The organism is Lysinibacillus sp. K60 (assembly GCF_019731275.1).
Taxonomy (GTDB): Bacteria; Bacillota; Bacilli; order Bacillales_A; family Planococcaceae; genus Lysinibacillus; species Lysinibacillus capsici.
The window spans coordinates 71,690-98,425 of sequence record NZ_JAASJR010000006.1 but is presented as its reverse complement, the minus strand read 5'-3'; the positions used below and the strand labels follow the sequence as shown (position 1 = coordinate 98,425).

Genomic DNA, 26,736 nt, shown 5'->3' with positions numbered 1-26,736 from the left:
AACTACTAAGATATTAGTATATCAGTATATTAAAGGAGGAAAGTATGCGAGCGACAGGCAAATTAAGCAATAAAATAGTGTTAATGTCATTGGTAATGTTAGTGGCTTTGTTATCTTTTTTCGTTATAACAACAATCTACACAGCAAAATCATCTGTTAATAAAACCATGGGAACACAGGCAGTTGCAGTTGCTGAGAATATTGCAAAACATCTAAATGCTGCTGAATATGAGCAACTCTCAAAAGAACCAAAAGAATCTGAGTTATATTGGCGACTTCGAGAAGAGCTCAACGAATTACGTGAAATAAATGGTGTTCTCTATGCCTATACTTTTGCAGTACCACAGGAAGATAAAAAGGTACGTTTTTTAGTGGACGGTATGCCAGCAGATGATCAAGAAAATGCTGGAGCTATAGGAGATGAATCCTCCACCACATACTACAAGGATATTGAAAAGGTAAAGAATAATGGAAGTTATTATTCCGCTATTTTACATAGTGATTTTGGAGATTATTTATCTGGTACTGTTCCATTAAAGGATGAGGCAGGGAATATTGTTGCCTTTGTTGGGGTGGATATAGAAGCAACAGAGGTAGGCAATGTTGCGAATGCCGTATTAACGGCTATTTTACCTACATTAATTATTGTCATATTAGCTTTAACTGGTATTGTTATGTTCATCCTATATCGTTATATTAATGGGGCATTAAAACCCCTTGCACATTTAGGTGTTGCAGCACAAAGTTTTGCTCAAGGAAATATTGCTAAGGCAACGATAGAGGTGGAGAAAATTCAGTTAAAAGGAGCAAATGAAATTACAATATTTGCACAATCCTTCAGAGAATCACTACAAAAATTAAAAGAAACTTTCCATACGATTCAACAACGCACATTTGCTTTACAAAATGTTGTTCAAAAAATTGATGAGACTTCTCAACATGTGGAAGAATCAAACGCTCAAATTGCAGATCGAATTATCGAAATTGCTGCTGGTAGTGAGCAACAGCAGCAAAATAATCAAGAGGTTGTATTAACTATGAATGAGATGTCAATTGGTATTCAACGACTGGCTGATACAACTTCAGAAATTGCAGAGTCATCATCAGCAATGACAGGACTTGTGGAAACAAGTGTTAGTCATTCTCAAGAAGTTGTATCTCAAATTCAAAACGTAGAATCTTCTGTTTTACGTACGGCTAATCATGTCGAGGAGATGGGTGATAAGTTCCGCTCAATTGAAGAGATGGTAACCATCATTACGAGTATTGCGGATCAAACCAACTTACTGGCTTTAAACGCTGCAATCGAAGCAGCAAGAGCTGGAGAAGCTGGTAAAGGATTTGCGGTCGTGGCAGATGAAGTTCGTAAACTTGCAGAGATGTCTAAAGCATCTGCTGACGAAATACACATGCATTTAGAAAGCTTTAAGAAGATTACCGATCGAGCATTACAGGAGATGGCTAGTAGTACCATAGATGTACAGACAGGCAATAAAGCAGTGCAACACATAGGTGAAAATCTAGAGAAAATATTGCAATCTGTCCTTGAGGTGAATAATAAAATTCAAGATGACTCTGCTGTAATTGAGGAAATGTCAGCAGGCTCTGAGGAAGTATTAGCTACTACCGAACAGATGAATGCCATTGCGAAGCATAGTGTCCTAGGAACAAAGGAAGTAGCAACTGCCTCAGATTTACAAGTAACCATGGTTTCTGAATTAAATGAAGTTGTAACAATATTAGATCAAACATCAAAAGAGGTTATAGAAACGATTAATACATTTAAATTATGATTAGCTTAGAACTATTTCTCTATAAGCTTATGTCTTGTGGAGAAATAGTTCTTTTAATTTTTGGCATTTAAAATTTAACTGGAGGTTAGCATAAAGGCATGAAAACAAACCATATTAAGGGAAATTAGAAAATAATTTGTGCTTTACCCATTGTGAAAACTTTCAAACCATAACATAATAGAAAGTAATATATTGTTGAACGAAGAAAATAGGGGGGCTAAAGTATGAAGTTTTTACGTTCAATACAGGGGAAATTGATTATTATTTCATTGGCACTACTAATTATTCCAAGTTTAATAATTGGTATAGTTAGTTATGGTAAGGCTAAGAATGGGATGGAGGATATAGGAGAGCAGGTACTTTACAATAGTGTTGAATCTGCTTTGCAATTAATCGAGCTCGCAAACGAGAGTGTTGAAAAGGGTGACATTCCCTTAGAGGTTGCACAGGAACGGGTACGAGAAGCATTTCTTGGTCCGAAAGATAGCGAAGGAAAACGGCCTATTAATTATCCTGGTGATTTAGGGGAATATGGCTATATCTATGTGTTGGATGATAAGGGAACATTAACAACACATCCAACACGAGAAGGAGATAATCTTTGGAATGACCAAGATAGCAGTGGCAATTACTTTATTCGAGAAGTAACTGAAAAGGCACTTGATGGTGGTGGTTTTACACAATATGAATTTGAACTACCAGGTCAGGATGTCTTAGCAGATAAAATTATTTATTCTGAGAAAGATCCATATTGGGGATGGATTATTGCATCAGGTACATATATGCAGGATTTTAATGCAGAGGCGAATTCTTTATTGCTAGTAATTGGTTTGACATTAGTAGGTGCCGTCATTATAGGGGCGATCGTTGTCATTCTAGTATCAAGACATCTGGCATTACCAGTTCAAAAGTTATCTAAACGTGTGCGTGAAGTAGCAAAAGGGAATTTAACGGTTGAAATTGAGCATTTACAGCGCTCGGATGAAATAGGACAGTTGAATGATGGCTTTAATGAAATGGTACATCAACTTAAAACACTTATTTCAGATGTGGAGGAAGCGATTGTAGAAATACAATCAACTTCAGCAAACTTAACCGCAGTAGCCGAAGAGACAAATGCCTATGGTGATGAAATCGTCAAAGCAATCAATGAAGTATCCAAGGGTGCAGTCAAGCAAGCCTCTGATGCAGAGGATACAAACCGAACGGCTATCGAGTTTGCGCAGCAAATTGAAGGGTTGCATGATAAAAATGAATCAATGTTAGATGCCTCACAGCATATGAAAAAATCAAATGAAGAAGGCCTAGTTAATCTAGAAAGCTTAAAGGATAAGTCGCGGGAATCTTCAAATCTTGTTCAGAATATTCAGTCTGTATTTGGTAGCTTAATTGTCAAGGTACGTGAAATTGAAGGCATCGTGGGGACGATTACAGAGATTTCAGATCAAACGAATTTACTTGCACTTAACGCCTCTATTGAAGCAGCAAGAGCGGGTGAACATGGTAAAGGATTCGCTGTTGTCGCGGAAGAGGTACGTAAACTTGCTGATCAAACCTCTGTAGCAACTGAGCTAGTACGCACGACGCTAAAAGGCATTGAAAGTGAAACAAACTTAGTCAATGATGAAATGCAGAAAACCCATATCATTGTAAGTCAACAAAATGATTCTGTCATGGTAACAGAATCATCCTTTAAAGAAATTAAATTAGCTGTTGAAAAAATCATAGCCATTATAGGCGATACGACAGATAGTGTAGAATATTTAAATAGCTCTAAGAATACGATTATGCATTCGATTGAAAGCATTGCGATGATTAGTGAAAAGAATGCAGCTGCGTCTGAAGAGGTAACAGCCTCTGTAGATGAGCAACAACGCGCAATACAACTCGTTAGCGAATCTTCCAATGATTTAACCGATGAAATAACTGCCTTACAGGAGTCTATTAAACGATTTATATTGAGATAATATCTTTCAGGGTGCTTGGTTAACAAGCATCCTTTTCTTTTTATCATCGTTAATAAAAGGAAAAGGAGGGATGATTTGTGAGAAGATGGTTGATGACAGTTGGTGTTATTTTAATCGGTAGTGGAATCGTTCTTTATATTTGGCTGGGAAAAGAAATTGATCAGGGGATGGAACCGAATGCCAATGGTTCAGCGGATTATATGATTATATTGGGAGCAAAAGTAAGGCCAGGTGGTGTACCCTCGCTTTCATTAAAAAGTAGATTAGAGGTGGCTGTTCCATACTTAACAAAATACCCACATGTTAAGGTCATTGTGTCAGGTGGACAAGGGCCTGATGAAGATCGTACAGAGGCATCTGTAATGCAAGACTATTTGGAACAGCATGGCATCGATGCCACGAGAATTATCATAGAAGACCAGTCTACATCTACTTATGAAAATTTAGTTTTCTCTAAAGAATTATTACCAAAAGAGACAAAGAAAATTACCATCGTTTCAAATGACTTTCATTTGAAGCGTGCAAAATATCTTGCTGAATCGTTAGATTTTGAAGTAGATGTCCTATCAGCAAGAACACCAAAATCAGTAGAAGCAAAATTAAGAATAAGAGAAAGAGCTGCGTTATTAAAAACATATATTGTGGGCTATTAAAACAACAACGCCATTAAATTTAGGAATTGCTTCTTTCTCAAAAAAAATCATGACAACAGAAAAGAGATAATTGTTTCTTAATAGATTCTATTTGGCATATAATAGAAATATTACGGGGTATAGGACAGAAAGAGGGGACTTTAATGACAACGTTTAAAGAATATCAATACAGCCGTCCAAATGTGGCATCAATGAAAGAGCAGCAGTTAGCACTCATTGAGCAATTTAAACAAGCACAATCGATGGACGAGCAAAGTAATATCATTGAAAAGCACAATGCAATTAGTAATGACTTTGCGACAATGGCTAATTTAGTATATATTCGTGCTTCAATCGATACGAACGATGAATTTTATCAAGCAGAACGTGATTATTTCGATGAAGTAGGTCCTGAGCTAGAAGAAGTAACGACAGAATACTATAAAGCTTTAATTGATTCACCATTTCGTGAGCAATTAGAAGAAAAATGGGGTCAACAATTATTTGATCTAGCAACTTATCAAATTAAAGGCTTCTCACCAGAAGTTATTGATTTGATGCAAAAAGAAAACAGACTTGTTTCTGAGTACAATAAGCTTGTTGCATCTGCACAAATTGACTTTAATGGGGAAACATTAACACTCGCTCAACTTGGTCCGTTTGCAGAGTCAACGGATCGAGAAACACGTAAGGCGGCAACGGATGCTCGCTTTGGCTTCTTTGCACAGCATGAAGATGAATTCGATCGTTTATATGATGAACTTGTCAAGGTACGCCATGAAATTGCAATTAAACTTGGCTATAACAACTATGTTGAACTAGGCTATATTCGTATGAATCGGATTGATTACAATGCTGATATGGTTAAAAAATTCCGTGATCAGGTACGTGATTTAATTGTGCCTGTTGCAACGAAGCTTTACGAGCGTCAGGCAAAGCGAATTGGCATTGAAGATTTTAAATTTTATGATGAAGCACTTAACTTCTTATCAGGTAATGCTACACCAAAAGGGAATCCTGAGTGGATTGTAGCAAACGGTAAAAAAATGTATGAGGAACTTTCACCTGAAACAGGAGAGTTCTTTAATTTCATGATTGACCATGACTTAATGGATCTTGTAGCGAAGAAAGGGAAAGAAAGTGGCGGTTATTGTACGTTTATTGAAAACTATCATTCCCCATTCATTTTCTCAAATTTTAACGGTACTTCAGGTGACATCGATGTATTAACACATGAAGCTGGACATGCTTTCCAGGTTTATTCAAGTCGTAACATTGGCATTCCTGAGTATTTATGGCCTACCTACGAATCTTGTGAGATTCACTCGATGAGTATGGAATTCTTTACATGGCCTTGGATGGAGCTGTTCTTTGAAGGTGATACAGAGAAATATAAATTTACACATTTAAGTAGTGGTCTTTTATTCTTACCATATGGTGTGGCAGTAGATGAGTTCCAGCATGTTATTTATGAAAATCCAACAATGACTCCTGCTGAACGTAAAGCTGCATGGAAAAAAATTGAGGAAACGTATTTACCACACCGTGACTATGATCATAACAGTTACCTAGAGGCTGGGGGCATTTGGCAACGTCAGGCTCACATCTATGCAAGTCCGTTCTACTACATTGATTACACGTTAGCACAAATTTGTGCCTTCCAATTCTGGAAACGTTCACGTGAAGAATTTGAAGCGGCTTGGAAAGACTATATTCATCTTTGTGGTTTAGGTGGCTCTATGTCCTTTACAAAGCTTGTAAAAGAGGCAGGTTTAATCTCGCCATTTGAGGATGGTTGTGTTGAATCGGTTATTGGAGAAATTGAGACATTCTTAAATTCCATAGATGATTCTTCTCTATAATGGATGACTTAAATTCGTTTCACTTCCACGATAACTATTATTGTGGAAGTGAGCGAATTTTTTAGTTTGTCAGAGGAGTTCTGTAAAAAAATACTAGGATACTTGCGAAATGGTTAATATATCAGTAGTATTTTCAGTAACTGCTATTAAAGGAAGTGAAAGAAAGTGACAAGGAAAGTTTGGTTTCAAGTAGGGGTAGGGATACTACTTACACTATTAATCATTAAATATTTTATAGAAATTCATTGGATTTTTTCACCGCTTGTCATCATATTAAAAGCCATTTTTGTGCCTTTACTACTTGGTGGTGTTCTCTATTATGTGACGGAACCAATTCAGAGATTTTTAGAAAAACGTAGATTTCCTCGATGGGGAAGTATATTGACGATTGTGTTCGGACTAATAGCAATGGTAGGTATTTTTGGCTGGATTATTGGTAACCCGATTGCCGAGCAGGTCAATAAATTAGTGAAGAATGCCCCTATGATTAGTACGAGTATTAGTACGAGCATCCAGCAACTAACAGACTATGTAACGCAAAATAAGGATAACTTCCCTGAGCAATTAAATGATGTTATCGAAAAAATGGCGAATTCGGTACAAGATATTGCAGTAGTGGCGAGTAAAGGATTTGTGTCCTTTTTACAATCCATTGTATCTGTGTCGTTACTAGCCATTTTAATTCCATTCTTCTTTATTTTTATGCTGAAGGATCATGAGAAGTTTGCTCCATCCATCTATAAATATTTCAGTGGTGAACGTCAGCAATGGGTAAAGAAAACATTAAGTGAGATTGACGATGTATTACGTACCTACATTCAGGGCCAACTGCAAATTAGTTTTTTATTAGCACTAATAATGTATGTAGGCTATTTAATTATCGGATTAGACTATTCGTTATTACTAGTGATTTTTGCATTCTTTATGAATATGATTCCATTTATCGGGCCTTGGATTGCCTTTGCGCCAGCCCTGATTGTGGCAGTTATTCAAGATCCAATTTTAGTGGTGTGGGTTTCGGTTGTGACGCTGGTTGCTCAGCAAATAGACAGCAACTTTATTACACCTAATGTCATGGGGAAATCACTTGATATCCATCCCCTTACCGTTATTACAATTATTTTAGCGGCAGGTAATATAGCAGGTTTTATTGGTATTATTATCGCTGTACCATTTTATGCAGTCTTAAAGGTTATCGTATCCAATATTTATGATCAACGTAATGCGATTAAGAAAAAAGCGACGAAGTCAGTATAGGAGTCAAAACAATGGAACAAGAAATTGTAAAGGTATTTAATGAACAGCATGAGCAAATTGGGACAGCTACGAGAGCGGAAGTGCATGAAAAAGGGCTTTGGCATGAGACTTTTCATTGCTGGCTTGTAAATGAAGATTATATTTATTTTCAAGTACGTAGTTCGCAGAAAAAGGATTATCCAGGGTTACTCGATATTACAGCAGCAGGGCATCTTTTAGCGATTGAGACAGTAGAGTCAGGCATTCGAGAAGTAAAAGAAGAATTAGGACTCAACATTGATGTCCATGAGGTTGTCAAAATGGGCATGACCTCTTGTAGTATCGTTTCTGAAAATATGATCGACAATGAATTTTGTCATGTCTACATATATCCTTTCAAGCATGATTGGGATTCCTTTGCTTTGCAGTATGAGGAAGTATCGGGTGTAGTAAGAGCGAGGCTAAATGAGGCAGAGGCTTTCTTCTTGGGAGAAACGACGACACTTAATATAGAAGGGTATGAATATTTCCCTGATGGTCAACGTGTGAGAATTGTCAGACCAGTAGGTACTGCACAATTTGTTCCGTATCGGGAATTGTATGTTGCACAGGTGATAAAATTCACACGTGAAAAAATAGTTAATCAAACCTCATAAATTTAAATAGGATAAGCTATAATATTAGCTTGTCCTATTTTCTTGCGCAAAAATGATTTAGAAACGACACGATATAATAGGAAAAAATGAGTTATACTGTTAGATAGATTGTAAAGAAAAGGAGCATTTTTTATATGCTAACATTTGAACAAAAACAAGTGATTATTGAATCGTTTTCTGAGCTAACAAAAAAAGAAGTTTCTTTAAAGCGCCTAAATTATCATTATATGGACAGTCTTTATGAAAAAACGATTGTAGTTGAGAAATTACATCCAAATGGCAATGGCTTTGTCTTTGTGGGAGATTTATTACGCTATGAGAATGAGGCTAATGATAAAGGATTAGTAAATATCCGCGATTACGATGAACAACAACTTCGTGAAATTATTGAAGACGCAATCCAATATTTATCTGAAGAAGTAGAAGAGCAGGAGCCAATTGTAGAGATTTGGCATAGTAGAGATGGTAGTCAGTTACAGCTAGCTTTTGAGCAACGTTCTTGGAACGTGTATCATGGAGACAATCTGGAAGAGGCATTTGGTACGTATGAGGCAGCAAAGGAATATTTACTAGAAGAAGGCTTTCGTACAAAGAAATAAGAAATACGGGGGATCATGTTAGATGAACGGAAAAAAATTAGTGGGAATTGTTATTGTTGTTGTGATTGCTGCATGTTTATTTTCAGTTTATACCATTACTAATTTTTATAAAAACCACGAAGAACAGCCAAATCGTGAAAATCGTGAAATTAATAAGTCAAAGAGCTTGAATTTAATTTTGCCACAAGCTACAATTATCTCGAATTCAAGATAATTGAGAGGTGACTGTCAGTGCAACATATTTATTATAAAGGTACAGACGAAACGAAGCCGACATTATTATTGCTACATGGTACAGGTGGTAATGAGGAAAGTCTTATTGGGCTGGCAAAGGAAATAGATGAAACAGCCAATATTTTAAGTGTTCGCGGAAATGTACTCGAGCATGGAATGCCACGTTTTTTCCGTCGATTAGCCGAAGGTGTCTTTGATATTGAGGATTTAATTTTTCGTACAAAGGAGCTTCATGAATTTTTACAGACGTCAGCACATCAATATGGCTTTGATCGCCAACGAATTGTAGCAATAGGATATTCGAATGGTGCTAATATTGCAGCAAGCTTATTATTCCACTACGATGATGCGTTAGCCGGAGCTATTTTGCATCATCCAATGGTACCAAGGCGTGGTATTGAATTACCGCAACTTTCTCCAACACCTGTGTTTATCGGTGCGGGTACGAATGATCCGATGTGTACAGCACAGGAATCTGAGGATTTAGAAACCCTTTTAAGTGCTGCAGGTGCAACAGTAACGACGAAATGGTTTAATTTTGGTCATCAACTAACAATGCCTGAAGTACAAGCAGCAAAAGAATGGTATAACAGCATCTACGCTTAATTGAAAAATCCACCTCCGTTAATAAGGGAGGTGGATTTTCATTATGTTATTTACTTTTCTTTGAGAAAGGAAGCCACCAGTTCCAATCACCAAATAGCTTCATGAGACTAGGCACAAGCATAAGACGAATAATCGTTGCATCAATAGCGACAGCAATAGCGATACCCACACCAATTTGCTTCACAGGCATGACATCTGTGAAGGCAAATGCACCTGTAATAACAATCATGATAAGCGCTGCCGATGTAATTATTCGGCTAGTGGATGTTAAGCCATCAATTGTTGCGCGCGTATTATCGGAGCCCTTTAAATATTCCTCTTGGATACGAGAAATTAAAAAGACTTCGTAGTCCATACTTAAGCCAAAAACAAGACAAAAAACAATTACTGGAATGATTAGTACAATGGAGCTTGCTTCAATACCAAAATGACCATATTGGAAAATATAAACGAGTATACCGAATGCAGATGAAAGCCCAATAATGTTCATGATTATTGCCTTTAACGGAATTAAGATAGAACGGAATGCCAACATTAAAATAAAGAATGTGGAAACGATAATAATCGCTATAGCTAAAACAATTTTATTAGCAATTTCATCAAAAATTTCTTGGTTGAATTTAGCTGGTCCACCAAGTGCAAAATCCACGCCCAGGTCTTTGTCCATCCATGTTCGGGCAAATTTTTGAGCTGTAGAGGAAGAACCTGCTGCATCAATTGTAATGGGGACAAATAGCTGTGTATCCTTCGAGAATGAATTAATAACAGGTTTTAATTGTTCTGCAACCTGTGGAATAGCTAAAGAAGCAGAAAGCTCCTCTGGTGTTTGAATGTTAGCAGCTGTATAAATAGTTGAAACATTAGTCACTAATGGGTCCTTTAATAGCTTTTCTTGAATAGTATAAATTAGCTCTCTACCCTCAGTATCCTCCCAGCCACCTTTTCGTTCAGCTAACAAATATAATGTAGAGGATTCACCTAGTCCAAACGTTTCATCTAATTTATCGTATGCTGCACGTGCATCATATTTCGTAGGTAAGGAGTCCACCTGTGGAATGGTTAATTGGATATCCTTTAAAGGGATCATGCCAATGCCTAGTAATAATAATGCTGAAATCACTATAGCTACTGGATGTTTCATGACAAAACCTGCAAAGCCACGCCAACGATTTGCCCCACCTGGTTTAACGCGTATTAAGCGCCATTTATTAAGTCTATCTCCTAATAGCATCATAGTGGCAGGAAGTAATGTTAAGCCAGAAAGAACGGCTAACAGGACGACGATAGTGCCTCCTAGGGCGATATTATGAAAAATTTCTACATCAATGACAATCATCGCACCTAAGCCAATCATGACACAGACTGCGGAGAAAATGATAGAACGACCTGCTGTCTGAATAGCAGTTTGAATGGCTTGAGCAATAGAAGTTTGTGTGCGTTCTTCTCGGTAACGATTAATAAACAGCAACGCAAAATCAATACTTAAAGCCAGCCCAAGCATTGGAACAATATTTAAGACGAAAATAGATAGATTGACATTAGCACTGAGCAGTGTCATCATACCAAAGGCGGTAATCACTGTCACAACACCAATGATGATTGGCAAAATAGAAGCAACAACTGTACCAAATGCTAATAAGAGAACCACAATGGCAATTGGCAATCCAATGGCCTCAGCTGATGCCAAATCCTTTTGACTAGCAGTATTTATGTCGGCAGAAATAACAGGCCCTCCAGTGATACTAATACCGTCTTTTTCAATCAATGAACGGAATTCCTCAACAATGTCAGGAAGGTTTTCTACATCGTTCTTTATGTGAACCATAGCATAGGCAATGCCATCTTTCCGTAAAGAGGAGTCTTCTAAAGGTGATTGAATAGAATGAATCTCTTTTATGTTATCTAATTTTTTTAAAGTGTCTTTAATTTGCTGATCTTCAGCTGGATCAAAGACAACCAAAATCGTATTAGATGGTAAATCAAATTTTTCTGCTAGCTCGTTGGTAACATAGTTATGATCTGCTTCGACAAAGAAACCATCACCTTGAAGTTTGCCTGGAAGCTGTAAAGCAAAGTACGCCATTGCTAGAAAAATAATAAGCCATATGACTACGATTGCTTTCGCATGTGCTGTAATAAAAGCTGAAAAAGTTTTCATAGTTGTTTATACATCCCCCTTTTCAATTAGTGTAAAGGATGTGTCACATTTTGTCGTGTGACAAAGTAAAGACTCCCATCCACTTTTTGGACAGGAGTCTTACTATTAAAAGAATAATGATAATATGAAATAAATAACAGATGCCATGACAGCTGAAATTGGCATTGTAATCACCCATGTAGTAACAATCTTTCGAGCCATCCCCCAGTTTACACCACGCACACGCTGTGCTGAACCGACACCCATAATGGATGAAGAAATGACATGTGTTGTTGATACAGGTAAGTGGATTAGCGTAGCGCCAAAAATAACAGTAGCCGATGCTAAATCTGCCGCAACACCATTAACAGGGCGGATTTTCATAATCTTACCGCCAACCGTTTTAATGATTTTATAACCACCAATTGAGGTACCTAGCCCCATTGCTGTAGCTGCAGCAGCACGCACCCAGAAAGGTATTTCATCTCCAGTGTGCAAGCCACCAGCGATTAACGCCATCGTCATAATCCCCATCGCTTTTTGCGCATCATTTGTACCATGGGTGAATGATTGGATGGCAGCAGTAAAAATTTGCATTGTACGGAAACCTTTATTTGTCCGATATAAATTTAAATTTTTAAACCAGAGTTTAAAAAGAGTCATCATAATAAAGCCTGCACAAATAGCAAGTAAAGGTGAAAACACTAAAGCCATGATGATTTTAGTAAAGCCGCCATAGTTTAACACATTAAAACCAGCGGATGCGATTGCAGCACCGGCAATAGACCCAATCAATGTGTGTGAAGAACTTGACGGAATACCGAAATACCATGTCAATAAATTCCAAATTATAGCTGAAATTAATGCAGCTAAAATAACGACTGAGCCAGTTGTGTCTCCTTCAAAAGCATTTAATGCAAAAGGATCTACAATATCTTTTGTTAGAGCTTTTGCAACCCCTACAAAGGTGATAGCACCAATAAAGTTCATAGTTGCCGCCATGATGATTGCCGTGCGAGGTGGCAAAGCTCTAGTAGAAACCGAAGTTGCAATAGCATTTGCTGTATCATGGAAGCCATTGATAAAGTCAAATGTTAGGGCAAAGATGACGACCAGTACGGTTAATATAATGATTGTGTTCATTGTAAAGTGCCCATCTCCTAATTATGCGTTACGCATGATAATTGTTTCCATAGTATTTGCTACGTTTTGACAATGATCAGCGATATCTTCAAGTTGTTCATAAATATCCTTAAATTTAATGAGGCGGATTGGATCCTTTTCATTTAAAAATAACTTCTTAATAGAAGTACGTTGTACCTCATCACATTCACGTTCATAGTCTTTAATAAGAATTGCGTGTGGACGCATGCCAATTAGATTCTTTTTCTTTAACTCTTCTGTCGCTTTGACTATTTCATCAGCACTTTTTGAAATAAACCCTAAGAAAATGCGCATAGATTCATCAATCTCAGTGAGCGAAAACATTTCAAAATGTGCAATACAGTGTTCTGTTCCATCTAAAACATCATCCATACGAATGGCGAGCTCTAAAATATCCTCACGTTCAATAGGTGTCATAAATGATTTGTTTAACATGACAATCAGTTCATGAATAAGCTTATCACCAGCAGTTTCATAATTTTTCATTGTAATGCTAATCTCTTTTAGGTCAGCTACACTGTTAATACGAAAATCATTTGCGTAATGTACAGCCTCTCTCATATTTTCAGCAATTTTATGCAATGCAATAAAGAAAGGGTCTTGTTTTTTTGAGTTAAGCATGTGAATCGAATCCTCCTGGATATAAATAAATTAATCGACCTCTAAACTTTACTATCATAACAAAATCTTTAATTTATCTACATAAAAATTTACTATTCGACATGAAAATTTACATTGCTGTAATATATTATTTGTTCACAAAATGTGAGGTAATCCAGCTGTATTTATTTTTATGAGTACAGAAAAACCCTGTTATAAATGGATATTCTTCTATAACGGTGACTTATTAGTACAGATTAAAACGCGAAAGAGGATAGAAGATAATAAAAATAACGTATTGGAATTGTAAAGGTATTGTAAATTCATTTGATAACCAGAAGAGTACCTTCTTATTCTTAAGAATATCTTCATTTTTATCCTCCCTCTTTATTAAGAATTGTTTTCTACAATGGAAAATGAATAGGAAAGGAGCGTTTATTAACTAATGATTCAGGTTGAAAACTTACAACATACATTTTTAATTGGAAAACGAGGGAAGGAAAAGCAAGTACCAGTATTGAAAGGTGTGAACTTCGAGGTCAATAAAGGAGAAATTGTTGCTATTGTAGGTAAAAGTGGCTCAGGAAAATCGACCTTATTACAAGTTCTAGCTGGTTTTATGAAAGCTGAACAGGGCTCTATTAAAGTAAATGGAAAGGAAACAGCCCATCTAACTGAAACAGAAAGTGCTGCCTTCCGTTTACGTCAATTCGGTTTTATTTTTCAAAACTTCCAATTGATGCCTGGTTTAACTGCTTTCGAAAATATCGAATTACCTTTAAAGCTACAGGGTTTGCGTAAGGCTATGCGCAAAGAAAAAGTGAAGAAATTAATGGATAAGGTTGGTTTGACAGAAGTAGCAGACCATTATCCCAATGAATTGTCAGGTGGACAGCAACAGCGTGTCAGCATTGCACGAGCACTTATTACGAATCCTCCCATATTACTTGCAGATGAGCCAACAGGGAGTCTCGATTCAGAAACCGAGCAGGATATCTTATTGCTTATTCAAAGTTTAAATCGTGAGTTAGGGCTAACTTTTGTCATTATCACGCACGATGAAGAAGTGGCTACTATCGCACATAGACGCTTCCGCATGTACGATGGAGAACTTGTAAAGGAGGAAGCTTAACATGTTATTTAAGGATCAATTAGATTTTGTAACACAGCATATCAAGAAAAATAAGCTGCGTGTGTTTATGACGATACTAGCTGCAACGATGGGCTGTGCCTTTCTAATCGTGCTAGCATCCGTTGGTTTTGGTTTACAGGAATCTTTACGCAATGAAATTCTTTCAAACGAAACAGTTACAAAAATTCAAGTATATGGTGATAAGCAATTAACTGAAGACCAAGTACAAGAAATTAAAAAAATGGAACATGTAGAAACAGTGCTTGAAACAATTAGTGTCAATGCTACCGCACAATCATTTTTTGAAGACCGTGATGCAACTTCTAATTTAATATTGTCAGATATGCAGGACTTTGAACAGGTAAATGGAAAGCTTGCAAAAGGGCGTTACCCAACAAAATCTAATGAAATTGTTGTAGGCTATCATTTTGCTCAAACATTATTGAATGACACAGAACGTGATGTCATTGCGGAAAAAAGTAAAAAGGCTGAAGCAGAGGGTACGTATTATGATGGTAGTGAAGAGGGATATAAAGAATCATTGATTGGAAAGAACATTGACCTGTCCTTAGTTCCTCACACGGGTAAAAATGATGAAACGCAAAAAATGAGCTATACAATTGTTGGTGTAATGGAGAAACCTTCTTATGATTGGATGGTTGATAACGCTATTCATATGGATAAAGAGCAAAAGACAGTATGGGTTAAAAATTTATCAACAGATAGTAACATGGCAGAGGATGAGCTGTTTTACTCTGAATTTAATATTTATGCGGATACTTTAGAAAACGTAAAGCCGATTTTAGAGAAGTTAAAAGATAAGGGCTATAGCGTATATTCAGTAACAGAGCAACTAGATCAAATGAATGTATTTTTCCTTGTATTAAAAATTGGCTTAATCTTTGTTGGCACTATTGCTGTGTTGATTGCTTCCATTGGTATTTTTAATACAATGACAATGGCTGTCACAGAGCGAACACGTGAAATTGGTGTGCTAAAGGCAATTGGGGCAAGTCCGAAGCTTATTCAACGATTATTTTTAATGGAAAGCACATTTATCGGTATTTTTGGTACGCTAATTGCGGTTGTCATCTCGTATGCTATTAGCTTTGCAGCTAATGCAGCATTACCATTAATTCTTAAGGCGGCAACAGGGGAGGAAGCGTTTGCAACAAATGATATAACATTTTCTCTTATTCCATGGCAACTAGTCATTATTGCAGCGGCCATTAGTGTTGGCGTAGCGATGGTTTCAGGTTATCGCCCAGCACGTAAAGCAACTAAAATCGACGTTATTCAAGCTTTACGACAAGAGTTATAATAAAAAAGGCGGTCCAATCAACATTGGATCGCCTTTTATTTGGACAGAAGTACATCTGTACGTTATAAATACTCTTTTAACTCATTCGCTAAAAATGGTGTTGCATTCAATAATTTTAAGAAGGCATCATAGCTGGCACGTTGCTCTTCATTTGGTTTTTTACCTGTTTGATAGGCTCGAATTAAAATGTTTTTCGGTGTATTCTCCATATCGATAAACTCTAAAAGCTGTGCCTCATAGCCAACAAGCGATAAAATTTCAGCTCGAATAGCATCTGTAGCAAGTGCCGCAAATCGCTCTCGAACAAGGCCATGTTGCAACATAATATCGAGAGCAGGTGTATTTAGTTGACGATTTAACTCATGCTGACAGCAAGGCACACTTAGAATGACACTTGCCCCCCATTTCACAGCACGAGCCAAGGCCATATCTGTTGCTACATCGCATGCATGGAGTGTCACCACCATATCTACAGCACTTTCATCATTATAATCATTGATATCTCCTACAAGAAATTCTAGCTGATCATAGCCTAGATCCTGTGCTATTCTTGAGCATTCTTCAATAACCTCTTTTTTTAAATCTAAACCAGTAACACGAATGTCTAAGCCCTTTTCGATTTTTAAATAATGATACAAAGCAAAGGTTAAGTAGGATTTACCTGAACCAAAATCTAAAATCCTCACCTGTCGATCCTGAGGTAAATATGTTAAGGCATCATCAATAAATTCAATGAAGCGGTTAATCTGTTTAAATTTATCATACTTTTGTTTCTTAACCTTTCCTTCTTCTGTTTGCACCCCCAGTCGTATTAAAAATGGATAGGGTTGATCATCAGATAGTAAATAATTTTTTTTACGATTATGGCTTAAATGGACTTGTTTAGGTGAAGCCGTTTTATCTGATTTCCAAACGACTTTGTTCTTTTTTGATAATTGCACTTGTACCGTTTCATCTACGAAATCAATATGAGCTTGACGATACTCCTCAAAAAATGTGTCAAGCTTGGAAGAAAAATGAGCCAATAGAATATTTTCATGTTTTAAAATACGTTCATATTGGTACTCAATTTGTATATGGTACTGATTCTTTAACATTAATGGTTTTAATTTTATACGTTTTATTTCATTTGATTTCATACGTGGTTGACTGATTGTAGCTGTGACAAGCTTTTGTTGCAAAATTTGCTCAGTGAGTAGAGCTTTCATTTCTTCAAAGGTCATACATTTTCGCCTACTTTATTGTGTAATAGATGGCACTAGTTTAACACATTTTATAATAGACAATGGCATCTTTGGTATTCGGAATTAATTTAATAAAAATTCCGAGTATTTATAGGTGGAATTATATATTCGTGGTATCTTAAATACAGTAATTCTTTTTGAATTGGTGATACTAAGGATTAATAAGGAGGAGAAAATATGTCGGATAACATGTATCAATTATTAGCGATTATTATTTATATGATCGCCATGCTAGCAATTGGCTGGTATGCATTTGTTAAAACATCGAATTTAACAGATTATATGCTTGGCGGTCGTTCCTTAGGTCCTGCGGTTACTGCGCTAAGTGCGGGTGCTGCGGATATGTCTGGCTGGCTCCTAATGGGCTTACCAGGTGCGATATTTTTATCAGGTCTTGTGGAGGCTTGGATTGCAATTGGATTAACAATAGGAGCTTACCTAAACTGGCTACTTGTGGCACCGCGTTTACGGGTATATACACAGGTTACAAATGATTCCATTACTATTCCAAGTTATTTGGATAATCGATTACGTGATCATACAAAGCTTATTAGGATTGCTTCAGGTATCATCATCCTCATATTCTTTACATTTTATGTATCGTCAGGAATGGTAGCAGGGGGCAAGTTTTTCGATAGTTCTTTTGGTTATGAATACCATACAGGCTTATTAATTGTGTCAGCTGTAGTTGTAGCATACACTCTTTTTGGCGGATTTTTAGCGGTAAGTTATACAGACTTCTTACAAGGTCTTATTATGTTTTTAGCACTTATTATGGTACCAATATTTGGCTTGTTTGTAACAGGTGGCATAGGGGAAACTATTTCGTCTATAAAATCTGTTGATCCAGATCTTCTAAATTTATTACCAGCCACTGCGACAGCAGCAGGGATCATTTCTTCAGTTGCTTGGGGACTAGGCTATTTTGGACAGCCTCATATTATCGTCCGCTTTATGGCGATTAGTTCCGTTAAAGAAACGAAGCAAGCACGACGCATTGGTATTGGCTGGATGATGTTAAGTTTATTTGGAGCTATTGGAACTGCCTTGGTGGGTGTAGCTTATTATCAGCAAAATGCGGGTGAGCTAAAAGACGCTGAAACTGTATTTATTGTACTTGGACAGATTTTATTCCATCCATTTATAGCAGGTATTATGCTGGCGGCAATTTTAGCAGCTGTTATGAGTACAATTTCTTCTCAATTAATTGTAACTTCTTCGGCGCTTGTAGAGGATATTTATAAAGCATTATTTAATAAAACAGCAGACGATAAGCATTACGTTTTTGTTGGGCGTATGGCTGTATTAGTTGTTGCAATTATTGCAGCAATCCTAGCGTGGAATCCAGATAGTTCTATCTTAAGCTTAGTTGGCTTTGCTTGGGCAGGATTTGGTGCAGCCTTCGGACCTGTTATTTTACTTTCTTTATATTGGAGAAAGCTAACGAACTACGGAGCACTTAGCGGAATGGTAACAGGGGCTGCAACTGCGTTTATTTGGGGTAAAGTAGATGCTTTATCAAGTGCGTTGTACGAAATTGTTCCTGGCTTCATTGTTTGTTTAATTGTTGCGGTTGTTGTCAGTATGCTGACATATAAACCAAATAAAGAAATTGAAGAAGAGTTCACACGCTCAGAAGCCCTACTAAAAGAAGAAAGAAAATAGTTGTGATGCGCCTCTCCATGAGGCGCATTTTTAAAAAAGTTAACGATGATCTTCAAATACGAAAAAGGGTCTATTATGGTAAGATGAAGAAAATTTGTCGTAGCGACACCAAGCTTTGGTGGGAGGTTTCTAATGGATAGAATTAAGGAAGTTGATGTATTAATTGAAAAGGCCATACTAGTTGGCGTAAATTTACGAAATGATAAGCACTTTGATTATTCTATGGAAGAGTTACAAAATTTAGCTGAGGCCTTGCATGTAGAAGTAGTGGGGACTGTCACGCAAAATTTGGAACGTGTGACACCTTCCCATTATGTGGGTACAGGTAAAATAGAAGAAATCAAAAATTTTTATGAAGAAGCACAAGCAAACCTCGTTATTTTTAATGATGAACTGTCTCCTTCGCAAATCCGTAATTTAGAGCGTGATTTAGCAACGAAGGTCATAGATCGAACAATGCTTATTTTAGATATTTTTGGAAGGCGCGCAAAAACACGTGAAGCCCAAATGCAGGTGGAATTAGCACAGCTTCAATATATGCTACCTCGTTTAGTGGGTTTGCATGCCTCTTTAAGCCGTCAGGGTGGAGGTACTGGGGGAGGCTTTAAAAACCGTGGTGCTGGTGAGACAAAGCTGGAATTGGATCGACGAAAAATTGAAGATCAAATTGCTAAAATTAAAAAGGATTTAGAGCACGTTAAGGAACAGAGAGAAACGCAGCGTAAACAGCGTCGTAAAAATGCTCTTCCGGTTGTATCGATTGTTGGCTATACAAATGCTGGGAAATCAACGATTATGAATAAACTTCTTACACAAATAGGACAAGAAGAGCATAAGCAAGTCTTTGAGAAGGATATGCTTTTTGCTACCCTTGAAACTTCTGTTCGTCAGATTGAACTACCTGATAAGAAGACTTTTTTACTGACAGACACTGTAGGCTTTGTTAGTAAATTACCTCACCATTTAGTGAAGGCATTTCGCTCCACTTTGGAAGAGGCCAGAGATGCGGATCTTTTACTCCATGTGGTGGATGTTTCTAATACTGAGCACGGATTTATGATGGATGTGACGAATGAAACACTAAAAGCAGTTGGTGTTGAGGACATTCCTACAATTTATGTATACAATAAAGCAGATATAGCGGATGTTCCATATCCTGTGGTAAGTGGAGATAATATTTGGATTTCAGCAAAGCAGGGGGATGGATTAGAAGAATTAGTACAGCTAATTCGTCAACACATCTTCTCGCACTATGTAACGTGTGACATGTTAATACCTTATGATCATGGGAACGTTGTTTCTTATTTAAATGAGAATGCCTCTGTTTTTAATACAGCCTATGAAGAGGGTGGGACATTATTGTCTCTTGAAGTAAAAGCAGCAGATTACGCAAAGTATCAGCACTATGTTATTAATTAAAAAATGTACTTCCCAAAGCATGCCAAAAGATTTTTGGCATGCTTTTTGTGATTAGAGGGAATAGTAGAATCTAGAACAAAGGTAAAACTGTACTCGGGAAATTGTATTAATTTTCAAGTAAAGTAAGGAATCTGAATTTTAGATATTTTAGAATAATTCATTATAGATTTAAAAATCTTTTAGGCACAAAGTGTGAGAAAACTTAGATATATCAAAGGATTTAATAATTTACCTAATAATCAATCAGAATTTATAGAAAAATGACAAATTTTCAACATTTTTTAAAACTCTTGCTAAAGTTTTTAAAACGCTTTAGTATGATGAAATAAAGTTTTTTTATCCTTATATTAGGGTAGTTATGTTTTTGTAGAATAATTTTTTATTGGGAGAGGGTATTGTATGTCTAGTAAAGATGAAGTTGTAAAATCTGTCCCTCAAAATGGCTTTGTTGGACACCCTAAAGGGCTCTTTACTTTGTTTTTCACAGAATTTTGGGAACGTTTCTCGTACTATGGTATGCGAGCAATTCTCATCTTCTTTATGTATTACGAATTACATGACGGGGGCTTAGGTCTAGACCGCGGAACAGCGAACTCTATTATGGCCATCTACGGCTCACTTGTTTATATGTCTGGTATTATAGGTGGCTGGATTGCCGACCGAGTTTTAGGAACACGAAAAACCATTTTTTATGGTGGCGTGTTAATTATGATTGGTCACTTACTGCTAGCATTGCCTGGTGGTGTAAGCATGTTATTTGCTTCCATGGCATTTATCGTTATGGGTACTGGTTTATTAAAACCAAACGTTTCAAGTATTGTTGGGGACATTTATGCTGAAACAGATAGCCGCCGTGATGCAGGGTTTTCTATTTTCTATATGGGTATTAATATGGGAGCATTTATTGCACCTTTTATTGTCGGAACAATTGGACAAAAATATAGCTTCCACCTTGGCTTTGGTTTAGCGGGTCTAGGTATGTTTATTGGTTTAATTGTTTATAAATTAACAGAGAAAAAATATTTAGGCTTAGCGGGCTTACAAGTAAACAACCCATTAAAGCCTGAAGAACGTAAAAAAGTCTTTACACAATTCGGAGTTGCAGCTTTACTTATTATCATCTTGGGTGCTATCGGTATTAAAACTGGTACTTTAACAATGAATGTATTTAGTTTAATCATCACAGCTCTAGGTGTATTAATTCCAACTGCATTCTTTATTTATATGTATCGCAGTAAAAAAACAACGAAGGATGAAAAGTCTCGTCTACTTGCTTATATTCCTTTATTTTTATCAGCTGTAATGTTCTGGGCTATTCAAGAACAAGGAGCAACCATTTTAGCGACTTATGCAGATGAGCGTACACAGCTAAGTTTTGGCGGTATTCAGCTTCAATCTTCTTGGTTCCAGTCATTGAACCCATTATTTGTTATTACGATGGCACCATTATTTGCGATGCTATGGCTTAAATGGGGAGACAAGCAGCCGACAACACCACGTAAGTTCTCATATGCATTGTTCTTTGCGGGTCTGTCATTCTTAGTGATGATGGTTCCAGCACATCTGTCTGGTGGAGATACATTAGTGAGTCCTTTATGGTTAGTATTGTCATTCTTCTTAGTGGTTGTTGGTGAGTTATTATTATCACCAGTTGGTCTATCAGCTACAACAAAATTGGCACCACAGGCATTCGCAGCGCAAACGATGTCTTTATGGTTTTTAACAAGTGCAGCAGCACAAGCAATTAATGCGCAATTAGTTAAGGTCTATGAAGTTGTAAGCGAATTCACATACTTTGGTTTCTTAGGTACCTTATCTATTGTAGTCGGTATTATTATATTGGTGCTTTCACCAATTATTTCCAAGGCTATGAAGGGTATTAATTAAATGAAAGATGCAAGTACAGTTATTAAAAAAACTGTACTTGCATCTTTTTTTGCTATCTAAATAAAAGTCTATCTATGAAGCTGAGAGCGAAATATATTATCGTAAGTAGTTATTTTGTTGAATGTGGGTATAAGTTTCTATGTAGAAAATTATCATTTTCGTTATAATAATTTTAATAATAAGAAAATTTAAGGGGTTGGAATCTATGAAGGAAGAGTTAGATTATTTGAGGCCAAGATTAATGGAGATTTTTACGTATTTACATGCAAATCCAGAAATCAGCTGGCATGAAGTAGAAACCACCAATTATATCGTGGAGCTATTAAAGCAGGAAGGCTTTTCCCCTATACGATTTAAAAATTCGACAGGATTATATGTTGATGTAGGCACCGGTAACCCCAAAGTAGGACTAAGAACAGATATAGATGCCTTATGGCAAGAAGTAGATGGTCATTTCCGAGCGAATCATTCATGTGGACACGACGGTCATATGACGATGGCCATTGGTACACTTTTACTTTTAAAAGAACTACAGCAAACTATTAATGGTACAATCCGCGTTATTTTCCAACCTGCTGAAGAAAAAGGAACTGGAGCGTTATCTGTATTAGAAGAAGGTGTTATTGATGACCTAGATTATTTATTTGGTGTCCATGTAAGACCTGTTCATGAGCTAGAGGACGGCACTTATTGTGCAGCCTTATATCATGGTGCCTCTCGTTTACTTGAAGGCGAAATTATCGGAGAGGATGCTCATGCTGCAAGGCCGCACCTTGGTATTAATGCCATTGAAGTAGGTGCAACAATCATCGAAGATTTGCGAACCATTCATACAGATCCTATGGTTCCTGTATCTGTTAAGATGACGAAATTCCATGCTGGGGGAGATTCGGGCAATATTATCCCAGGTAATGCCTCATTTACAATTGATATTCGTGCACAGCAAAACAAGGTGATGGACGATTTAGCACAAGGCGTAAAGCGTGTGATCGATTCATCTAAATTGTTGCATAAGGTACAAATTGAATTACGTACGGTGGCCAATATCGTAGCTGCTGAAGTTGATACAAGTGCTCAATATTTGATGGAGCAGGCAATTATACAGGCCGCTGGTTTATCAAATTTAAGAAAGCCTGTTCATACACCTGGAGGAGAGGATTTTCACCATTATGCTGTACAACGGCCGCATTTAAAAACAACCATGCTGGGCTTGGGTTGTGGATTAACACCAGGATTGCATCATCCGAAAATGAAATTTAAACAAGCAAGACTTGTCACGGGAGTGGAGATACTTACAAGAGCAGTTTTATTAGCTTTGGAGTCAGGGCATAAAAAGGAGGCGTCAGCGTAATGTTAGAGCAAGTGCGAATTCACAAAGTAACGACACCAGAAGAAATTGCAGAGATCCAAAAATTAAATGGTGAAATATGGGGCAGCCAAGCAATCCCCTCCCATCAATTACTAGCTGCTGTACAAAATGGGGGAATCGTATTAGGAGCATATTTAGATGAAAAGCTAATTGGCTTTAACTATTGCTTCGTTGGTTATCAGAGTAGAGAAATGTACTTACATTCGCACATGATTGGTGTAGAAAAAGCATATCGTGAACAAGGTGTGGGTGAATTATTGAAGCATGCCCAACAAGAATATGCAAAAGAGCATGGTTTTCAACTTGTCCGCTGGTTAATTGAACCATTAGAGGCGCGTTTAGCGAATCTAGCATTTCTAAAATTGAACGCTACTAGTTATCAATATGAAAATGATTATTATGGTCCGCTTCGAGATGACTTTAATGAAGGACTACCTTCAGATAGATTGGTCGTTGAATGGTGGATCGAGCGTGATCAAATGGCAGATAGCCTTGATGAATTAGAAGAAGTAGCACAGGAAATTGTACCTTGGACATTAACAGTTGACGGATTACCTGTTCTAGATATAGAAAATACATTTCAGTTAAAACAATCCTTTTATAAAGATGCCTATCTTTTACCGATCCCTCAATCTCTACAGAAAATGAAAGTGGAAAGTCCAAAACTTGCAGAGGACTGGCGTTATAAAATTCGTACTATCTTAACAACATTATTTAACCAAGATTATGCCATCGTACGCATGAAGAAACATCCACAATATGTTCATAGCTATCTGTTAGTCAGACGCTCCTTATTAGCTTTATAATAATGATAGGGAGTGAACAATGTGAGATTAGAAAAGATTACATTAAGGCATTTAAAAATGCCTATGAAAGCACCATTTACTACAAGTTTTGGCACAGTTGATGAAAAGGAAATGTTACTAATAGAAGCAAAAGATGAATCAGGGACCACGGGGTGGGGAGAAACTGTTGCTTTTGTAGCACCATGGTATACAGAAGAAACATTAAAGACAACATGGCATATGCTACAAGATTTTTTGATACCCATCTTGTTACATAAAGAGATTGGGCATCCAGATGAGGTAACCTCATTATTTGCACCTATTCGGCGAAACTGCATGGCGAAAGCTTCAATTGAGGGTGCTGTATGGGATATCTATGCTCAGCAAACAAAGCAATCACTTGCACAGGCGTTAGGTGGTCAAAAACAACGTATTGAAGTAGGAGTCAGTGTGGGTATTCAACCCTCTATCGCTCAGTTAATAGCATTAATAAAAGGTCATATTGAAAAAGGCTACAAAAGGGTGAAGATTAAGATAAAGCCTGGAGAGGATGTAGAGGTAGTACAGGCAATTCGTGCGGAACTGCCAAATTTACCCTTGATGGTAGATGCAAACTCTGCTTATACATTAGAGGATATAGGAATACTACAGCAGCTTGATAACTTTAATTTATTAATGATTGAACAACCATTAGCTACTGATGATATTGTCGATCATGCAGCATTACAGAAAAAGTTAAAAACGCCTATTTGCTTAGATGAAAGCATCTCATCATATGAGGATGCCAGACGAGCAATTGAACTTGGAAGCTGTGGTGTCATCAACATCAAGATTGGACGAGTAGGTGGTTTAACGGAAGCGAAACGAATCCATGACTTATGTAAAGCAAACCATATTCCAGTTTGGTGTGGTGGTATGTTAGAGGCAGGGATTGGACGAGCACATAATGTTGCCTTAACATCTCTTAGTCAATTTATTTTACCTGGCGATACAGCAGGTTCTAGTCATTATTGGTACGAGGATATTATTGATCCTGAAGTAAAAGTCAAAGATGGCTATATTGAGGTACCCCAGTCGGTAGGTATTGGTTTTAAGCCTAATATGGCTGTGATTGATAAATTAACAATTAGCAAAGAAATCTATCAATAACGCAGTACTTAGTCGATCATTTAGTATATGGAAAACGAGGAGAGAACTGTTTGAAAAAAAGCTTGCAAATCGGTGGTGCCTATGTGGGGATTATCGTTGGAGCAGGATTTGCATCAGGGCAGGAAATTGTCCTTTATTTTACAAGCTATGGCTTTAAAGGAATATATGGAGCATTGTTAGCTATGGTTGGTTTCTCAATTGTTGGAATGTGTGTTGCTCAAGTGAGCTCTAGGCTTCGTACATCGTCCCATAAGGATTTGATTTATCAAATTTCAGGGAATACTATGGGCTTTGTCTTGGATTTAGTTCTATCACTCTTTTTATTTGGTGTAGCTGTCATCATGTTTGCTGGGGCTGGTGCAACATTTCAGCAAATGTTTGGACTGCCTATTTGGTTAGGGAGTATTTGTATGATCTTACTTACAGTAGCCACAGTCATGATGGATGTGAAGAGTATCATCAATATCATAGCACTTGCCACACCGTATCTACTAACAGTTGTGTCCATCATCGCTATCTATGCTATTGCCACGATGGATTTTACCTTTGCAGAGCAAGCAGTTATTGCTCAACAGGCTCAAATAAGTAAGAAAAGTTGGTGGGTAACGGCTTTATTGTACATGTCGTTCAATGTAGGGGTTAGCTTCTCTTTATTGACTGTTATGTGTGGATCCATACGCAATCATAAGGTAGCTGGAATGGGTGGTATAATTGGTGGGATTTTGTTAGGTGCTTTAATCTTGCTTGTGAATTTCTCCCTTTTAGCAAAGATGAATATCATTGTTGGACTAGACATTCCAATGCTAGCGTTAGCGAATGAAATTCATCCGATTGTTGGAGTATTAATGACTATTTCTCTTTTGGGAATGATTTATAATACGGCAGTAGGGATGCTATATTCCTTTATGGTAAGGTTTTTCGAGCCAAGCGGAGCAAGCTTTAGGGTTGCAGTCATATTTATAGGTGGTCTCGGTTTTCTAGCAAGCCTTGTAGGATTCACAACGCTAGTAGCTAAATTATACGCGGTTATGGGCTATGTAGGGTTAGTATTAATCATATTCATTATCTCTGCATGGTTAAGAGGCACAAAAAATATTATCTAATATAAAAATGGTAATTGAGGAATAGATTTCATTCTCAATTACCTTTTTATTTGGATAAAAATATTGTAGAAATAGTGAATTATTTCTGTTGATTGATTTATGGTAATGCTGATATTTCGTTAATTTGGCATATTTTTTCGTTAATCATTAATAAAACGAGAATAATTCTCATTTGT

General features: G+C 37.0%; 22 protein-coding genes. 18 read left to right on the top strand and 4 right to left on the bottom strand.

What is annotated here, in order from left to right; translation table 11 throughout:
* The first annotated feature begins 44 nt into the window (after positions 1-44).
* The 9 genes from HCH28_RS14485 (at position 45) to HCH28_RS14445 (ending at position 9,585) form a co-directional block, all read left to right on the top strand.
* Positions 45-1,793 carry a methyl-accepting chemotaxis protein gene (locus HCH28_RS14485; RefSeq protein ID WP_221681508.1) on the top strand — a complete coding sequence of 583 codons (1,749 nt, stop codon included), beginning with the start codon at positions 45-47 and terminating at the stop codon, positions 1,791-1,793.
* Positions 1,794-2,017: 224 nt separating this feature from the next.
* Positions 2,018-3,760, top strand: a complete 1,743-nt coding sequence (locus tag HCH28_RS14480; protein ID WP_221681507.1) for a methyl-accepting chemotaxis protein — start codon at positions 2,018-2,020, stop codon at positions 3,758-3,760.
* A 77-nt stretch (positions 3,761-3,837) separates the two neighbouring features.
* Positions 3,838-4,413 carry a YdcF family protein gene (locus HCH28_RS14475; RefSeq protein ID WP_257520693.1) on the top strand — a complete coding sequence of 192 codons (576 nt, stop codon included), beginning with the start codon at positions 3,838-3,840 and terminating at the stop codon, positions 4,411-4,413.
* Positions 4,414-4,556: 143 nt separating this feature from the next.
* Positions 4,557-6,254 carry a M3 family oligoendopeptidase gene (locus tag HCH28_RS14470; RefSeq protein ID WP_048394174.1) on the top strand — a complete coding sequence of 566 codons (1,698 nt, stop codon included), beginning with the start codon at positions 4,557-4,559 and terminating at the stop codon, positions 6,252-6,254.
* Positions 6,255-6,419: 165 nt separating this feature from the next.
* Complete coding sequence (locus tag HCH28_RS14465; protein WP_048394176.1) at positions 6,420-7,511, top strand: AI-2E family transporter; 1,092 nt, start codon at positions 6,420-6,422, stop codon at positions 7,509-7,511.
* Positions 7,512-7,522: 11 nt separating this feature from the next.
* Positions 7,523-8,146: an NUDIX hydrolase gene (locus tag HCH28_RS14460; protein ID WP_202342262.1), complete on the top strand. Its 624-nt coding sequence runs from the start codon at positions 7,523-7,525 to the stop codon at positions 8,144-8,146.
* Positions 8,147-8,280: 134 nt separating this feature from the next.
* On the top strand, positions 8,281-8,745 hold the full coding sequence (locus HCH28_RS14455) for a hypothetical protein (RefSeq protein WP_221681506.1): 465 nt from the start codon (positions 8,281-8,283) through the stop codon (positions 8,743-8,745).
* 22 nt (positions 8,746-8,767) lie between these two features.
* Positions 8,768-8,959, top strand: coding sequence for a hypothetical protein (locus HCH28_RS14450; RefSeq protein WP_004231917.1), 192 nt, complete (start codon positions 8,768-8,770; stop codon positions 8,957-8,959).
* Positions 8,960-8,976: 17 nt separating this feature from the next.
* A complete protein-coding gene (locus HCH28_RS14445) occupies positions 8,977-9,585 on the top strand; it encodes an alpha/beta hydrolase (RefSeq protein WP_221681505.1) in 609 nt (202 codons plus the stop codon).
* Between the two features lie 46 nt (positions 9,586-9,631).
* Here the strand turns inward: HCH28_RS14445 and HCH28_RS14440 are convergent, their stop codons facing one another.
* The 3 genes from HCH28_RS14440 to HCH28_RS14430 form a co-directional block, all read right to left on the bottom strand.
* The gene (locus HCH28_RS14440; protein ID WP_221681499.1) at positions 9,632-11,743 is read right to left on the bottom strand and encodes an MMPL family transporter; all 2,112 of its coding nucleotides are present in this window, start codon (positions 11,741-11,743) and stop codon (positions 9,632-9,634) included.
* Positions 11,744-11,848: 105 nt separating this feature from the next.
* On the bottom strand, positions 11,849-12,865 hold the full coding sequence (locus HCH28_RS14435; RefSeq protein WP_004231925.1) for an inorganic phosphate transporter: 1,017 nt from the start codon (positions 12,863-12,865) through the stop codon (positions 11,849-11,851).
* 21 nt (positions 12,866-12,886) lie between these two features.
* Positions 12,887-13,507: a DUF47 domain-containing protein gene (locus tag HCH28_RS14430; RefSeq protein ID WP_004231927.1), complete on the bottom strand. Its 621-nt coding sequence runs from the start codon at positions 13,505-13,507 to the stop codon at positions 12,887-12,889.
* 424 nt (positions 13,508-13,931) lie between these two features.
* Between HCH28_RS14430 and HCH28_RS14425 the strand changes: the two genes are divergently transcribed.
* Positions 13,932-14,618: an ABC transporter ATP-binding protein gene (locus HCH28_RS14425; protein ID WP_004231931.1), complete on the top strand. Its 687-nt coding sequence runs from the start codon at positions 13,932-13,934 to the stop codon at positions 14,616-14,618.
* Position 14,619: 1 nt separating this feature from the next.
* Positions 14,620-15,939, top strand: coding sequence for an ABC transporter permease (locus HCH28_RS14420; protein ID WP_221681497.1), 1,320 nt, complete (start codon positions 14,620-14,622; stop codon positions 15,937-15,939).
* 62 nt (positions 15,940-16,001) lie between these two features.
* On the opposite strand, the gene HCH28_RS14415 is transcribed toward HCH28_RS14420, so the two are convergent.
* A complete protein-coding gene (locus HCH28_RS14415) occupies positions 16,002-17,162 on the bottom strand; it encodes a class I SAM-dependent methyltransferase (RefSeq protein WP_221681492.1) in 1,161 nt (386 codons plus the stop codon).
* A gap of 198 nt (positions 17,163-17,360) precedes the next feature.
* Between HCH28_RS14415 and putP the strand changes: the two genes are divergently transcribed.
* The 7 genes from putP (at position 17,361) to HCH28_RS14380 (ending at position 26,560) form a co-directional block, all read left to right on the top strand.
* On the top strand, positions 17,361-18,848 hold the full coding sequence (gene putP, locus HCH28_RS14410) for a sodium/proline symporter PutP (RefSeq protein ID WP_221681491.1): 1,488 nt from the start codon (positions 17,361-17,363) through the stop codon (positions 18,846-18,848).
* A gap of 132 nt (positions 18,849-18,980) precedes the next feature.
* Complete coding sequence (gene hflX, locus HCH28_RS14405) at positions 18,981-20,267, top strand: GTPase HflX (protein ID WP_221681490.1); 1,287 nt, start codon at positions 18,981-18,983, stop codon at positions 20,265-20,267.
* A 399-nt stretch (positions 20,268-20,666) separates the two neighbouring features.
* Positions 20,667-22,154: a peptide MFS transporter gene (locus tag HCH28_RS14400; protein ID WP_004231940.1), complete on the top strand. Its 1,488-nt coding sequence runs from the start codon at positions 20,667-20,669 to the stop codon at positions 22,152-22,154.
* A gap of 205 nt (positions 22,155-22,359) precedes the next feature.
* Positions 22,360-23,505 (top strand): M20 peptidase aminoacylase family protein, encoded by a 1,146-nt coding sequence (locus HCH28_RS14395; protein ID WP_221681484.1) that lies wholly within the window; start codon positions 22,360-22,362, stop codon positions 23,503-23,505.
* Positions 23,505-24,329 carry a GNAT family N-acetyltransferase gene (locus HCH28_RS14390; RefSeq protein WP_221681483.1) on the top strand — a complete coding sequence of 275 codons (825 nt, stop codon included), beginning with the start codon at positions 23,505-23,507 and terminating at the stop codon, positions 24,327-24,329. Before HCH28_RS14395 ends, HCH28_RS14390 begins: the two co-directional genes overlap by 1 nt.
* A gap of 21 nt (positions 24,330-24,350) precedes the next feature.
* Positions 24,351-25,457 (top strand): o-succinylbenzoate synthase, encoded by a 1,107-nt coding sequence (gene menC, locus HCH28_RS14385; protein ID WP_221681477.1) that lies wholly within the window; start codon positions 24,351-24,353, stop codon positions 25,455-25,457.
* 50 nt (positions 25,458-25,507) lie between these two features.
* Entirely contained in the window at positions 25,508-26,560 is a 1,053-nt protein-coding gene (locus HCH28_RS14380) for a YkvI family membrane protein (RefSeq protein WP_221681472.1), read from the top strand.
* The last annotated feature ends 176 nt before the right edge of the window (positions 26,561-26,736 follow it).